Here is a 15,175-nt window from a genome sequence, read left to right on the forward strand (position 1 = left end):
CATAGCTATGCTCAAACGAAGAACCATCAGGGAACGATTTAACCCTGATGGTTCTTTTTTTTTAATTTTTACAACTTCAATATAAGTGCATCTCATTCCTCATATATTTCCACCCTATACTGATGCTGTAACGATACGAGATGATCGCGGAGACATAGATTAAGGGAGGAAAAAATAATGAAAAAAGTGATGCTAGTCATGTTGACGTTTATCATGGTTATCATTTCAGCTTGCGGCACTACTACTGGCGGCAATGCGAGAGGAACGGAGTCATCGAACGAAGGGCTGATAAACATTGAGCGGAAGAACGGGACAGATATAACGCCCTCTAAAGTTGGCAAATTGAACAACAAGGAGAAAAAAACGATTGTTCTTTCTACCTTTTCGCACAAAGATTACTTTCTTGAAGCTAAGAAGAGATATGAAGCAAGGTATCCCCACATTACAATCGATGTACAATATACCGAATTTACGGATGCAGATGCTGAAGCGAAGCTGGAGAAGTATAAGAAGACGATAGGAACGGCAATGTTATCCGGCAAAGGGCCTGATCTGATTGAGATGGATGAATTGCCCACAGAGAGCTACGTCAATAAGAAACTGCTCGTTAATTTGGGCAGCATGATGGACCAAGACGATACTTTTAATAAAAATGACTATTTCAATCCTATTTTTGAAGGAATCAAAGTAAATGGTGGATTATACGGAATGCCAATGGGCTTTTTCGTGTACGGGCTTATTGGCAATGAAACGATGATCGAAAAGAGTAATGTAAAAATCGACGATAGGAATTGGAACTGGAGCCAATTCGCCACTATAACGAAGGAAATTAGCAAGACTGTGGATGGTGGTACCTCAGGGCTAGGTGTAGGTGGAGCGGCAGGTATCATGACAGCCGATTTTAAAGTCAGTCAATTTGTTAGTGAGTTTGTTAACGATCAGTATGCTGCATTTGTAGATCAGGAAAGTGGGAAGGCAAACTTTGAATCGACTGCTTTTATTAATTTGCTTAAGGAAGTCAAACATTTGGTGGATGAGAAAGTGATTGATCCAGCAGCGAGCAACAGTATTTTTCGAGAAACGTTAATACGCACCCCAGAAGATTATGTACATGCGTTGAAACAGAGTCAATTTTACCCCAACAACCTTGATTTCAAGGCTAAGCTTTACTTGAGACCCAATGGAAGCGGACAAGAAGCAGGGGGCTATTTTAGAACATACCAAACGGTAGGTCTTAATGCGAAGTCTGAAGTTAAGGAAGAGGCATGGCACTTCTTGAAATTTATGATGTCGGAAGAGATGAAGGATGCAGCCGGCAGTTGGGGGTTTCCACTAAATAAAGAGTCCTACGCCTTGCTGGTGAAAAAGGCACTGGAAAAAGGAAAAGTGGAGTCTGATCAGACGATCGGATCGTTAAAAGGAGTCGTATATGACATTACACAAGCGGATATCGACGAGTTGGACAAGTTTCTAGTCAACGCGAAGTACCCCGTACAATTCAAGGAATCTAAAATTAATGAAATTATAACGGAAGAGTCCCATGCTTATCTTACCGGGCAGAAATCGGCTGAAGCGGTTGCAAGTCTTATTCAAAACAGAGTGACTACGGTATTAAACGAATAGGCAAGCAAATAGGGATGGATCTGATCAATTGTTGCCGGGTCTATTTACTCTTTTAGAGAGGATGAGGGAGGTATAAAGGTGAAGGGCAATCTTTTCTGGAGAAAAGTAAGGAGGAAGCTAGGTCAAGACTGGATCGTTGCAGCACTCTTTCTGGCACCAAGCTTGATTGGCTTTGCCTTGTTTTATCTGATTCCGTTTGCGATGGGAGTTGTTTATTCGTTTCAGGATCAAGTGGTCGACGGCTCATTTGTTGGTCTAGATAATTATAAAGCATTGCAAACTAGTAATTCCTTTCACAAAGCAGCTTCGAATACGTTACTGTTTACGAGTATAAGTGTACCTCTCCTTATAGTTTTGTCTTTGCTGTTTGCGCAGATCCTGAATCAAAAGCTGTTTATTCGGAATTGGCTGCAGACTGCATTTGTAATGCCGCTCGTAGTACCTGTCGCATCTATTGTAATGCTGTGGCAAGTCTTGTTCGATTGGAATGGCACACTAAACGAATGGTTGCACAATTTGAATATGGAGCGAGTCGATTGGATGAAATCGGAGTGGTCCATTGGTGTGCTAACCATACTCTATATATGGAAAAACATAGGCTATAACATTATCTTGTTTTTAGCTGGTTTACAAAGTATTCCGAGAGACTACTACGAGACGGCAGATATCGAAGGGGCTGGAAAATTTCATAAATGGGTTCATATCACACTTGTTTACTTAACTCCGACGATGTTTTTTGTCATCCTCATATCGATTATTAATTCGTTTAAAGTGTTCCGTGAAACGTATCTGATCGCTGGCGAATATCCGCATGATCGGATTTATATGCTGCAGCATTATATGAACAACATGTTTACTTCACTCGATGTTCAGAAGCTGACGGCCGCTGCCGTCTTAATGGTAGGCTGTATTCTTATTTTTGTAATGGGTATGTTTTCGATCGAACGTCGCTTTCGAAATTTCATGGAATAAAAAAGTGGTGGTGAGGGAATTGGCTGTATTCCGCAAGCTTGTGCTGACGCTTGTCATGGGTGTGTTAGCTGTGGTGATGCTGTTTCCCATAGTATTCATATTTACTAACTCCTTAATGACAGAAGCAGAAATTAATCATAACTATCATCTCATTGGTAAAATGGTGGATATCGCCACAGGGGAACAGGAGCAATTTATCAATTTGAAGCTGATTCCTGACTGGGTGTCACTTAGCAGATATATGGAGGTGCTGTTTGATAAGCCAGTATTTCTCCAAATGTTTTGGAATTCTGTGTTTATGGTCGTACCGATTATTGTAGGGCAGGTGCTAGTCGCGTCACTAGCTGCGTATGCGTTTGCCAAGCTGCGCTTTTGGGGAAGGGACAAATTGTTTTTCCTGTATGTAATGACCATGCTTATGCCATTTCAGGTTACGCTGGTACCCAACTATATTATCGTAGATAAGCTGGGGCTCATGAACACGACGTCTGCCATCATATTGCCTGGGATATTCAGCGCCTTTGGCGTCTTTATGCTTAGACAGTTCATGCTGCACATTCCGAGTTCCTATATCGAAGCGGCCAAAATAGACGGTGCAGGACAACTGAGAATTTTTTATCAAATTGTGCTTCCGCTTGTTCAGCCTGGGATCGCAGCGCTTGTCGTGCTTCTATTCGTTGACAATTGGAATATGGTCGAGCAGCCGCTCATCTTTTTGGAGGACACATTCAAGCAGCCGTTATCTTTGTATTTATCGAGCATTATTGAAGGGGCGAGGGGTGCCGCATTTGCTGCTTCTGCTTTGTATATGACTCCGATGGTATTGTTATTTTTATATGCGGAATCTTATTTTGTTGAAGGTATTCAATTATCAGGAATTAAAGGATAGTCAATTACGGGGGGATTGTAATGAAAACTCAACCTGCCGATCAAACGTTAATGGGACGCAAACGAAAAATTCGCATCCTTTTCGGGTTGTTTATCGGACTGTTGATCGGATTTACCCTGTTCAGTAATACACTGAAGTCATTAACTTTACCGAAGGTGGCGTTAGCAACAGTGGAACGAGGCGAGCTTGTTCAAACCTTTCAAGGCGGAGGTACGGTGAAATGGCGTATGGAATCGGCCTTATCGGGTGCTGGGGGAGGGAAAGTTAAGAAGGTCGACGTCAAGGTGGGGCAGCTTGTTAAGAAAGGAAAGGTACTGGTCGTATACGATACGAAGGCTCTTGAAGATGAGATTCTAGATGAAAAAGCCGCTCTTGAGAAGTTAACCATTTCTATGAAGGAACAGGAGCGTCGTTATGTTGAGGTTTATCGCAGCGGGGATGTGATGGGCATCGAAAGTGCTAAAAATGATTTAAAAGTTAGCTCCATCGATAAGGATGTTTTACAGCGTAAAATTCAAAAACTGCAAGAGAGTATATCGGAAAATGGTAAACTGACAGCGGCTTTCGACGGAATCGTAACGCGAGTCGGAGCGGTGGAGGGGCTTCGTTCAACGGGAGAAGTACCTGATATCGTCATTGCTAACAAGAGCCTCGGCTTTAACTTTGAGCTTCTTGCTCCTGCTAATGCTATTGGTGTTCTAGAAAAAGGAGCAAAGCTGAATGTTCAATTGAAGGGCAGCAATGCTCGGCAAGTGGAGGGTCGTATTGAAGAAGTTAAAGATGCAGAGCCCCTCACTCAATCTGGAGAAGGCGTCAATCAAACGGAATACATTGCAATGAAGCGTTTGACGATTGCCATTCAGGATGATGCATTGCGAGGAGGAGAGCGGGCTGAAGCAGAGCTAACCAAGACGATAAACGATGTAATTTTGGTAGACAATAAAGCAATTCATAATGAGGGAGATAAAAGGTATATATTTAGCTTCGAGGAGAGAAATGGGCCTCTTGGCAATGCTTTTTATGCACGTAAAAGATACATTACCATTACAGACTCGAATGAAACGCAATCAGCTGTAACCGAGGGTTTGTTCGATCAGGAACAAATCATAGTTGAGAGCAGCGCTCCATTGCAGGAGGGAGACAAGATTCGCATCCATTAGTGCTTCATTAATGCTGTCATAAAAAGCGCTGTTAGATGAATCATAAGAGTACAGTCGAAGTGTTTTATTTTTCCTAGGGTATTTCGGTTGAAAAGTAGGTGAGCAAGAGTTTCCATTAAGTTAGACTTGCTCACCTTATTTTTTGGGAATCAATGATTGATTTTGAATAGGGCAGGTAAATATATTCCGTTGTCTTATCGTTTACTTCTTTCTATACACCAATTTCCTCATTAGTACTTCCAACGGCCCTACTTTATTCTTTTTCTCCAATACTGTGGCTAGTACAACGGATAGAACCCAAATACCCACTGCGATTAAGCCAGCAAGACCATTTCCTATCTGTCCTCCTAAATTAAGTGCCACAGGGGATAAGAAGAGAACAAGTAATGCTTCATTGAACACATAAAAAGTTAAGGAACGCTTGCCTAAAGCCATTAAGGAAGAAGTGAGACGACCGGGCTCTTTTATTTTGGCCCCAATGATGCCAAACAGCATGGCATAAGCTAATCCTCCAGCAATTCCAGTAATAATGTGTAAGCCGTTTATGAGTCCAGCTGTGAAATAACTAGGGTTCCACCCATTTCCAATTAGGGATAAAGGAATGGCTCCTAATATAGAAACAATCAATCCCGCAATCGTTATGCGACGCATTTTTCCTAAATGTTGTTCAGGTTTCGTTAACAGCTCGTATCTGGCAATCCAAATGCCGAGTAGTACGGAAGGAAGAACGGGAAACATTATATGAATAAAAATAGGGATGAAAGGAACGGTAATCAGCTTGATTAAAATAGTACTAAAATAGGTGTCTGTAGCTGAAACGTCTGGAGCGAAGCCATAACTTCCGCTCTCCAGTATAGTAAAGCCCCAAAATAGCGGGGTAAAAAGAACATAGAATACGGTGAGTCCTATGAAGGTTCGAATCAATGTTTTGTTGGTTCGTGTTAATAGCCGGCTGACTAGCAGCCCGGCGACACCGTAGGCCATGAGAATATCCTGGCCCCCAATAAGGACACCTAAAAACATCCCGAACATAATTAAATACCATGATCGGCGTCGGATCGTCTTTACGGCTTCTTTCTCGGTTATACCTTTAGATAATAGGCTTTTGAATGCAAGCACTAGACCATACCCGAATAAGACGGCAAACATGGCTCTTGCACGATTATCAATCACGAACTGGCCAAAAAAGTTTACGGCTTGATCGAGGAACGTGATCCCTTCGACCCTGTGCATGATTCCGGGATCAGAGGCGTACAAATAGAGCGGCGCATGTGCAAGAGCAATTAACAGCAGCATGGTACCTCTTGCTAGATCCAGTGAAACGGCACGCTTTTTTCCTGTGGCGATGCTATTGCTTAATGGAACGGACATGCTTATTTCCTCCTTTGTTACTGCAACTATGTTGAAGTTGTTTAAGCGATACTGCTGCCTATTTTTTGATTTTTTGTTTAAAAAATTGATCGAATGTTCAGTTTTATTCTAGTGATCATTTAGCGATTTGTCAATGAGGGATGGTGACGGGATATGTGGAGTCAAAAAAAAAAGCCACTCCATGTGATTGGAGTGGCTCCCTTGCCTTTATATAGAGGAACAGATACGAGATCAATTGGATTGATATCTATGCGCCTTTTATTTTACCAGATCGAAACTCGATCTTGGGGTGCTACATACATGCCATCACCAGGTTTAATTCCATACGTATCGTAGAACTCTTGGAAGTTCACAACGGTGCGGTTTACCCGAACTTTGTTGGCTGAATGTGTATCATTTTTGCTTAGAAGCGCTGCGAACTCCTTTGTTGTTGTGGATTTCCACAGCTTCGCGTTGCTTTCGAAGAACGCTTTATAATCGGGATTGCTCTTTTCAGATACCACTTGTAGAGCAGCTGCCATTCCACCTAGATCAGCGACATTTTCGCTTAGTGTAAGCAGACCATCGTTCAACACACCTGGAACAATCTCGATTCCGTTATAGAACTCGATTAGTTCTTCGTTTTTCTGTTTGAATTTTTTGAAGTCCTCGTCTGTCCACCAATTGTTCGCATTTCCATTTTCGTCATATGCGGAGCCTTTGTTATCGAAAGCATGACTGATCTCATGACCTATAACCATACCGATAGCGCCAAGGTTAGCTTCAGGCTTAGCTTTTGTATCATAGAATGGCGCTTGGAGAATGCCAGCAGGGAACGTAATTTCGTTATTTAGCGGATTGTAGAATGCATTTACGGTATACACGCTAGTTAACCATTTCGCTCTATCAACTGGTTTACCCAGCATTGCCTTCTGATCATCGCTATATGCTTTGGTTACTGCGAAGGAATTAGAGAACAACGAACCGCCTTCACCGTAAGTCTTAATCGTTACTTTATCTAAGGTTGTATCCCACTTATCTGGGTAGCCGATTTTAACCATCATCGTATCGAGTTTCTTCATTGCTTTCGCCTTTGTCGTTTCGGACATCCAGTCGAGCGCTTTGATTCGTTTCTCATACGTAGCGATCAATTGATCAACCATTTGTTCAACATCTTTTTTGGCTTCCGGCGAAAAATGTTTCTCGATAAACATTTGCTCCAAGTATCCGCTCATCGTGGATGTTGTAATAGCTGCTGCGATTTCCTTATCCGTTTTTTCTCCTGTAACGCCATAAATAGCTGCGAATTCATTTGCTGCGTCTCTGAAACCATCGGACAACAAGCCGCCTGTTGCTGTGAGCAAATGTACTTTGGAGTAAGCTTTAAGCGTTTCAAGATTAGCTCCTGTTAATAGCTCTGCACCTTTTTGCGCAAGATTCACATCGAATACGATCACTTTATCAGCACTGTCGACCTTCATCGATTTCAAAGCCTGTTTGATATCGACCTCTTTATGCATGTCATCGAATTTCTCGATGGTGTAAGGATTATAGTATTTATTTACGTCGCCTTTCTCATGGGGGTCAAGTGATATGGAAGCTAAGCTTTTCTCCATCTCATAAACTTTCTCCGCGCGGGCTTTGGCAGCAGCTTCTTTCTCGCCTGACAGCATGAGCACCTTGGTCATATATTGAATATGGGCTCTTTTTACTTTTGGGTCTTCGTTTACAAAGCTGCTCTTGTCTAGACCAGTGCTTAGTCCAGTAAAGTACAAAGCGTTTGCACTGCTGTTCTTGGCATCGCTCATAATGCCAAACTTGAATAGCGTGCTCATACCTAGTTCTTTCTCCAAGGTAAGATCGGCTTGAACAAGTTCGTCGAGCGTCTTAGCTTCATCGATAGCTTGTATATACTTTTGAATAGGCTCGATCCCTTGTTTATTTCTAGCTTCCGTATCTAATGCTGTTGCATAGAAGTCGGCAAGCTTCTGTTCTTTTGTCCCTTTTGCGAATGTTTTGCCGGAAAGGTCATCAATTATTTTTGTGATCTTATTATCGTTTTGTTTTTGCAGCTCGGAGAATCCCCCACCCATAATTTCTCCTGCTGGGATGGTTGATTTATTGAGCCACTGCTTATTGATTGCTTCATAAAAGTCATCATTTACATGAGAGCCTTCAAGCGCCCACACTCTCGCGATAATCGTGTGGAACTCTGCAAGTGTAATCGTATCATTTGCACCTAATGTACCGTCAGCTTTCCCTGTTAGTACACCTGCTTTAGTTAATTTATCAATATCTTTCTTGGCCCAAGCTGGTATATCGGTAAACGGTACGCCAAATGTTCCTGTGCGCAAATCATTTCCTACAGGCTCCGGCAATTCACCGAATGCTCTGCTCAGCATGACTAAAGCTTCGACCTTCTTAACGGGCTGATTCTCTTTTAGTGATCCATTTCCATTCCCTTTAATAATAGCGTCTTTTTTAAGTCCCGATTGGTAAGCATCAGCTGTTGTCAACAAGTTGTTGACGATCTCTCCTCTGGTCGCTGGCTTCGGCTGTTCAGCAGCATACACGGATACGCTTAATGAGAGGGTCATTGTCATGGCCATAAGTAAGGAAACGAACTTCTTTTTCATCGTCGATCTCCTCCAGAGTGTAATTTATGTATAAATAAAGGGGAGTAAACTGAAAAAATTTCCAGTCACCTTTTTCATTATAGCTATTATCGACCGATTTGAAAATGTTGTCAGCTGCATGTTCGGGAAGGCAGTTTAGTGAACAGTTGCAGTCGGTATTCATTGAGCCGAGGCTGCGGTTGCCTCTTTCTGCGATATCTCGTCAGTTAACTCGTATTATGGCATGTCGTGGAGCAAATGATGTGCCACTGCTTGTTTTAGAGTGGAGCGTGGGGGTTGGAGCTTACTCTAACGATTGCTATGGAGGTTATTTGGGCAAAATCGTACCTATTAGAATTGTAACGGTCGCCATAGCGCTTAATTTCGCGATTTTGGTGTATTTACTTGCTTAATTGGGAAATAAGCTCCCTGACGACCGTTACATGTTAAAATAAGCAAATAGGAGCAAAATAGCCTCTGTGGCAACCGTTAACCGTTAATGATGTAATTCAAGCTGCCGAAACCGCTGATTTGGTGCTTGTTAATTCAATTACCAGTGTTGTCGACAGATATCTTGGAACGATCTCTATCCGATTCTATTTCTACCAGATCGTGATTCGATTCTCTGGAGCTACATACATCCCATCTCCAGGCGTAATTCCATACGTATCATAAAACTCTTGAAAGTTCACAACCGTGCGGTTTACTCGAATTTTATCGAGTGAATGGGAGGCAGCCGAGCTAAGGTATGCAGCAACCTCTTTCGTTATTGTGCTTCTCGCATTTATCGCATGGCTTTCAAAAAAGGCCTTGTAATCAGGCTTGCTCATCTCGGATACTACTTGCAGTGCAACAGCCATTCCGCCTAAATCCGCCACATTTTCACCCAATGTCAGCTGACCGTTGCTTACGACCCCAGGGATCGCTTCGATTCCATTATAAAAGGCAATGGCTTCCTTGCATTTCTCTTGAAACTTTTTCAAATCTTCTTCAGTCCACCAGTTTTTCTCATTTCCATGCTCATCGAATGCTGCCCCTTGGTCATCGAATGCATGGCTGATCTCATGGCCGATTAGCGTACCTATTGCTCCAAGATTTTGTTCAGGCTTGGCATTAACATCATAAAATGGGGCTTGAAGAATACCAGCTGGGAATGTCATCTCATTACTAAATACATTGTAGAACGCATTTGCCGTATGGACACTGGTCGTCCATTTTTGTTTATCGACTGGTTGTCCAACACTAGCTTTCTTTTGATCCATGATTGCTTTGGTAGCTGCATAGTAGTTGAAGAACAGGGAGCCGCCTTCGTCGTATGTCTTGAACGTTACATTATCTAAAGTTGTATCCCACTTATCTGGATATCCAACCTTAACGTTTATCGCTTTCAACTTCTTAATGGCCTGCACCTTTGTTGTTTTGGACATCCATTTCAGCGCGTTGATTCTTTTCTCATATACAGCAACCATTTTTTCTACCATTTGTTCAACATCTTGTTTTGCTTTAAGGGAGAAATGTTTCTCGGCGAACATCTGCTCCAAATAGGAACCCATCGCCGCTGATGTTAAGTTCAGTGCAGTTTCCTTATCGGTATTCTGCTTAGAGACACCGTACATCGCTGCATAGAAATCGGTCGATACATTTCTAATTTCATCGGATAGCAGCTGGCCTGCTTCTCCTAGCAGTTGTGCTTTGGCATACGCCTTCAGTACATCAAGATTAGCTTCCGTCATGAACGCCGCGCTTTTTTGCGCCAGTTTCTCATCCATGACAATGATTTTATCAGCATGACCCAATTTCATCGACGTGAGCACTTGTTTCATATCGACTTTTTTGTACAAGTCATCAAATTGTTCAATGGTATACGGGTTGTAGATTTTATCGACATCGCCCTGCTCATAGCGTTCAAGCGAGACGGCAGCCAAGCCCTTCTCGAATTCATACACTTTCTCTGCACGAGCTTTGGCTGCCGTTTCTTTCTCACCCGTTAACACGAGATATTTCGTTATCTGCTCGATGTATGCTTGCTTTACTTTTGCATCTTCGGTTACAAAGCTATCTTTATCCAAACCTGTTTTTAACCCAAGGTAATACAAGTCATTTGTATTGCTGTTTTTGATATCCCCAATAACATCAAATTTGAACAGCGTACTAAAACCTAACTCCTTATCGATAGCAAGGTCAGCCTGAACAAGCTCGTTAATCGTTTTAGCACCGTCAATCGCCGTGATGTATTTTTTTATGGGTTCAATGCCAAGCTTATTCTGTTTTTCTTTATCTAACGCCATGTTATAAAAGTCGGAAAGCTTACGCTCTTTTGTACCTGAAGCGGACTGCTTACCAGTGAGATCTTCCATAATGGCAGCTATTTTTTTCTTATTCGAATGATGTAGATCGGAGTATGCACCGCCCATCATTTCCCCTGAAGGAATGGTGGATTGATTGAGCCACTTTTTATTGACAGCTTCGTAAAAATCATCATTTAGATGAGTACCTTTAAGCGTCCATACTCTGTTAATAATCGTTTGGAACTCAGCACTCGTAATAGGATCGTTTGCACCAAGTGTGCCGTCGGGTTTGGCTGTCAGCACGCCTGCGTTCGCGAGTTTATCGATATCATTTTTAGCCCAAGCTGGTACGTCAGTGAATGTTAGACCAAATGTTCCGATACGTAAATCATTCCCGACAGGCTCCGGCAATTGTCCAAACGCCCTGCTTAACATGACTAGAGCTTCTATTTTTTTAACGGGTGCGTTCTCATTCAGTTTGTTGTTCTTATAACCTTGAATAATTGCTTTTTTAGAAATACCCGGTTGGTAAGCGTCAGCTGCTGTTAATAAGGAGTTAACGATATCTCCTCTTGTTGCTGGCTGTGTTGTCTTATCCGCATATACGGATGCACTGAAAGATAATGCCATTGAGAGAGCTAAGAGTAAGGAAACGATTTTCTTTTTCATCGTGATGCTCCTTCATGATAGATTGGTATGTATACATATAAATTATAAAAGGAATTTTATCCCAAATATATTTTTATTATTATAGCGTAACTTATGTAGTTTGAAAATGATGGAATTAAGGTTAACCAGCTGGTCGTTGAATATAAACAAAGAGAGCAGCCGTCATGACTCCTCTCTTAATGTGTAGCTGTGTATTTTATTTTTTTACATATTGCCTAGAAGATTTATGGTAACACGATTACTTTAAATCGATGGGCTGCTGCTGCGTTACACAATGGATCATACCACCATCTTTATAAAGTTCACGTACATCAATACCTACTACTTCACGGTCGGGGTACAATTTTTGAATCCTATCATTTGCTACTTTGTCATTAGGATCGTTATAGTTCGGAACGAGTACCACGTTATTCCCGATATAATAATTGATGTAAGACCCTTTGTATCCCAAGTTCTTTCCACTATCTAGTTTGACATTTTTCTTAGTAAGTGGAAGCTTTACATACTGATACGGCTGGTTGGATACGTTCTTAGCATTCATTAGGGTTTTAATATCCTTTTTAGTGACACCCCATTCTTCTAAATCGTATTCATTCATCGTTACAATGGTGGATTTGTCATGGAATTTCGCGAATCCATCAATGTGGAAGTCAGTAATGTCTAGCCCTGGCACTCCATCTAACCAAACAAAATTAGTAGCGCCAAGATACTCTGTCATATACTCTTCTATTTCTTTCTCTGTGAATCCCGCATTTCGATTTTTATTGGTAACTGCGCTGCGTGTGGATAAGAAAGTACCATTACCATCAAGCTCAAATGCGCCACCTTCGAGTACGACTTCATTGAGGTCAATGTTCTCCATGCCAAGCTGTTTGCTCAGTTTTTTGGAAATGGCAGCATCTTTTTTAAATGGTGTTTTCTTGCCCCAACCATTAAAGCCCCAGTCCATCATTTTAAGATTGTTATCTTTATCGTATACAAAAATAGGTGCCGTATCTCTTGCCCATACATCGTCCGTAGGCACAATATAGAAATCGATCTTATCCATATTTACGCCCTCTTCATACAGAAGATCATAAATATATTCTTTTTCGTATTTGTCATAAGCGATAATATGAACATTCTCTCCTTCACTTAGGGCGCTGGTCATCTCGATCCAAATGTCCTCAAGATTTTCTTTGTGACCTTTACCATACGTATAGTTATGAGGCCATTGCAGCCACGTACCTTCATGTTTGCTTCTCTCATCAGGCATTGTATACTTGCCTACGCTTTTTGCTTTGGCGCTATGACTTTCCGCAGGTGAACTGTGAAAGCATCCTACTAATATTCCTGCTGTTACTAATACCCCTGAACATAATACCATCATCTTATTCATCTCATTTTCTCCTTTACAGGTGGATGTTCTCTCTTGGTTGTAGAATAAGCTTTGACATAGTGTTAAGGTCAAGCGGGTATTATTCTGCTGTTTTGATGACCGGGAAAAAAACTTGCGTTACATATTCACGGACATCGCATTCACATTCATAACCCTTCAAGTATGTTTCATAGGGAGGGCTGGCTAATTGATATCCGTTGCTTTCCATCCATTCTTCAAGCGCAATATGTGCGTATCCGATATCGTCATAGCTTCCGATATGCAAGGTTGTAGCCACGTACGTTTCAGGCCATATTTTGATATGCCATTCTTTTGATGCGGCTTCGTCTTTGTCATTGCCATGCATGATCGGGACAATCAATTCAATATCGCTATGGTCAGGGATGAACTCTTCATCAAAAAACACGGTGGACGGAGTACTAAGTAACGGCAGCTGATGTTGTCCCGCATTTTCGTATAAGGCATCTATGTACTTGTCCATGTCCTTTATATGTATCTGCAATCTTTGGCTCAAAATACGGATCTCGTTTCTCATCCCAAGCCATATATCATATGGTCTTCTTTCCCCTTGAATGATATCCAAGTTTGTGTCCATCATTTCTTGCATTTCTGCAATGATCTGTCGATAGCGATTCACTTCGCTGGATAATTCATTAATTTTCGATTGTACCAATTTAGGAAATAAGGCTCGGTCTGATGCCTGAACGATCGTTTTGATCTCCGGTAAGGAAAACTCATATTCTTTCAGCTTTTTGATCAATAATGCCGTTTCCAATTGGTCCTTCTCGTAATATCTGTACCCGTTTGTGATATCTACATGGACGGGCTTTAAAAGCTCTTCTTTATCATAGTGCCGTAACATACGCGCACTCATTTTGCAAAGCTGCGAAAATCTGCTGATCGTGTACATGTCTCTCATCCTTAGCGTGTGAAAGTGAAAAACGTAAATAATTTCATGGAGCGTTCTGCCGACATAGGTTCAGTATAAGCTTAATGCTGACTGTAGTTGTTTCACTTTCTTATGGTTTGCGATCTTACTTTGATTTATTTTGTACTATGAAGCAAAGAAATAAGTTGCGACCAAACGTGAATAAGTTCCCTCGTCAGCTCTGAGTTGCGATATACGGTGGGCAATTTGCGTGAAGTCGCTGTAGTAGCGTATGGTTACTCTAAAGGTCCTCTAACGGTTGCCACTGACGTTATTTTCACAAAATATCACTTCATAATAAGCTAACGGTTCTACGAGAGCTTATTTTAGCAAAAGTCATAAATTTCAACGCTTTTCTGATAAATAGGCTCTCTGACATCCGTTACATTTCAATATGAGCAATTGTAAGCAGAATAGCCTCTGTGGCGACCGTTAATGGAACTGAATCTGCCGATAGTGTTGGTTAAGTGCTGATTAGATGGATTGAATAGAATATAATTAATAGGTGTTAAAAATATGATCAGGATCGTGATGAGGATATGGTTAAGTCGGTGGATCAAGCCTCCTAAATCAGAGCGCAAAATGATTTTAGGAGGGTATAACGATGATATTTAAACCATTGAATGTTGATGATTGGAGCCGACAACCTTATTTTGAGCACTATTTCCACAATGTCAGATGTACGTTCAGTATGACAGCTAATCTTGATATTAGTGGCTTGCATGCAGAAGTTAAGAACAAAAGTATTAAGCTGTATCCAGCATTAATCTATATGATAACGACTATGGTAAACCGACATCGCGAATTTCGCATCTGTTTGAATGCCGAAGGTCAGCTGGGATATTGGGAGAGTTTGTCGCCCAGCTTTACTATTTTTCATGATGATGATAAGACATTTTCAACGATTTGGACTGCTTGGAGTAAAGATTTTGGCGAGTTCTATCAAGGTTATCTGGATGATGTAGAGAAGTTTGGCAGTCGTAAAGGATTAATCGCTAAGCCTAATGAGCCGCCAGCTACCTTTCCGATTTCCAGCATTCCGTGGGTTCATTTTACGGGCTTTAACTTGAACATTTATACGGATGGCAGTTATCTTCAGCCTATATTTACGATGGGAAAATACGATAAGCAAGGTGAAAAAATGCTGTTACCTCTGTCTGTGCAGCTTCACCATGCTGTGTGTGATGGCTATCATGCAGGTATGTTGTTCAAAGAGATGCAACTGATGGCAGATAACTGTAGGAATTGGGTGCCTAACGATTGACTGTCACAGTAAGCTGGTTATCCCTACATTAATGGATAA

Annotated in this window: 11 protein-coding genes; 6 read left to right on the plus strand and 5 right to left on the minus strand. The window is 41.5% G+C overall.

What is annotated here, in order from left to right:
• Positions 1–177: 177 nt before the first annotated feature.
• From H580_RS0109555 to H580_RS0109570, 4 genes are all read left to right on the plus strand, one after another.
• The gene (locus H580_RS0109555; protein ID WP_028594577.1) at positions 178–1,623 is read left to right on the plus strand and encodes an ABC transporter substrate-binding protein; all 1,446 of its coding nucleotides are present in this window, start codon (positions 178–180) and stop codon (positions 1,621–1,623) included.
• 78 nt (positions 1,624–1,701) lie between these two features.
• A complete protein-coding gene (locus H580_RS0109560; RefSeq protein ID WP_028594578.1) occupies positions 1,702–2,595 on the plus strand; it encodes a carbohydrate ABC transporter permease in 894 nt (297 codons plus the stop codon).
• A gap of 19 nt (positions 2,596–2,614) precedes the next feature.
• Entirely contained in the window at positions 2,615–3,484 is an 870-nt protein-coding gene (locus tag H580_RS0109565; protein ID WP_245583527.1) for a carbohydrate ABC transporter permease, read from the plus strand.
• 20 nt (positions 3,485–3,504) lie between these two features.
• A complete protein-coding gene (locus H580_RS0109570) occupies positions 3,505–4,644 on the plus strand; it encodes an efflux RND transporter periplasmic adaptor subunit (protein ID WP_028594580.1) in 1,140 nt (379 codons plus the stop codon).
• Positions 4,645–4,845: 201 nt separating this feature from the next.
• On the opposite strand, the gene H580_RS0109575 is transcribed toward H580_RS0109570, so the two are convergent.
• Both H580_RS0109575 and H580_RS0109580 read right to left on the minus strand, forming a co-directional pair.
• Complete coding sequence (locus H580_RS0109575; RefSeq protein WP_036604991.1) at positions 4,846–6,015, minus strand: DUF418 domain-containing protein; 1,170 nt, start codon at positions 6,013–6,015, stop codon at positions 4,846–4,848.
• Positions 6,016–6,278: 263 nt separating this feature from the next.
• A complete protein-coding gene (locus H580_RS0109580; protein ID WP_028594582.1) occupies positions 6,279–8,630 on the minus strand; it encodes a M13-type metalloendopeptidase in 2,352 nt (783 codons plus the stop codon).
• A gap of 146 nt (positions 8,631–8,776) precedes the next feature.
• On the opposite strand from H580_RS0109580, the gene H580_RS26185 reads away from it, so the two are divergent.
• A complete protein-coding gene (locus H580_RS26185) occupies positions 8,777–9,022 on the plus strand; it encodes a hypothetical protein (protein WP_157282825.1) in 246 nt (81 codons plus the stop codon).
• A 189-nt stretch (positions 9,023–9,211) separates the two neighbouring features.
• Here H580_RS26185 and H580_RS0109585 read toward each other — a convergent pair whose 3' ends face one another.
• The 3 genes from H580_RS0109585 to H580_RS0109595 form a co-directional block, all read right to left on the minus strand.
• A complete protein-coding gene (locus tag H580_RS0109585) occupies positions 9,212–11,566 on the minus strand; it encodes a M13-type metalloendopeptidase (protein WP_028594583.1) in 2,355 nt (784 codons plus the stop codon).
• Positions 11,567–11,804: 238 nt separating this feature from the next.
• Positions 11,805–12,821: an agmatine deiminase family protein gene (locus tag H580_RS0109590; protein WP_425414125.1), complete on the minus strand. Its 1,017-nt coding sequence runs from the start codon at positions 12,819–12,821 to the stop codon at positions 11,805–11,807.
• A 202-nt stretch (positions 12,822–13,023) separates the two neighbouring features.
• A complete protein-coding gene (locus H580_RS0109595; protein WP_028594585.1) occupies positions 13,024–13,854 on the minus strand; it encodes a MerR family transcriptional regulator in 831 nt (276 codons plus the stop codon).
• Positions 13,855–14,476: 622 nt separating this feature from the next.
• Here H580_RS0109595 and catA point away from each other — a divergent pair.
• Positions 14,477–15,136: a type A chloramphenicol O-acetyltransferase gene (gene catA, locus H580_RS0109600; RefSeq protein WP_028594586.1), complete on the plus strand. Its 660-nt coding sequence runs from the start codon at positions 14,477–14,479 to the stop codon at positions 15,134–15,136.
• Positions 15,137–15,175 lie beyond the last annotated feature (39 nt).

The organism is Paenibacillus assamensis DSM 18201, from assembly GCF_000422445.1.
Taxonomy (GTDB): domain Bacteria; phylum Bacillota; class Bacilli; order Paenibacillales; family Paenibacillaceae; genus Paenibacillus_B; species Paenibacillus_B assamensis.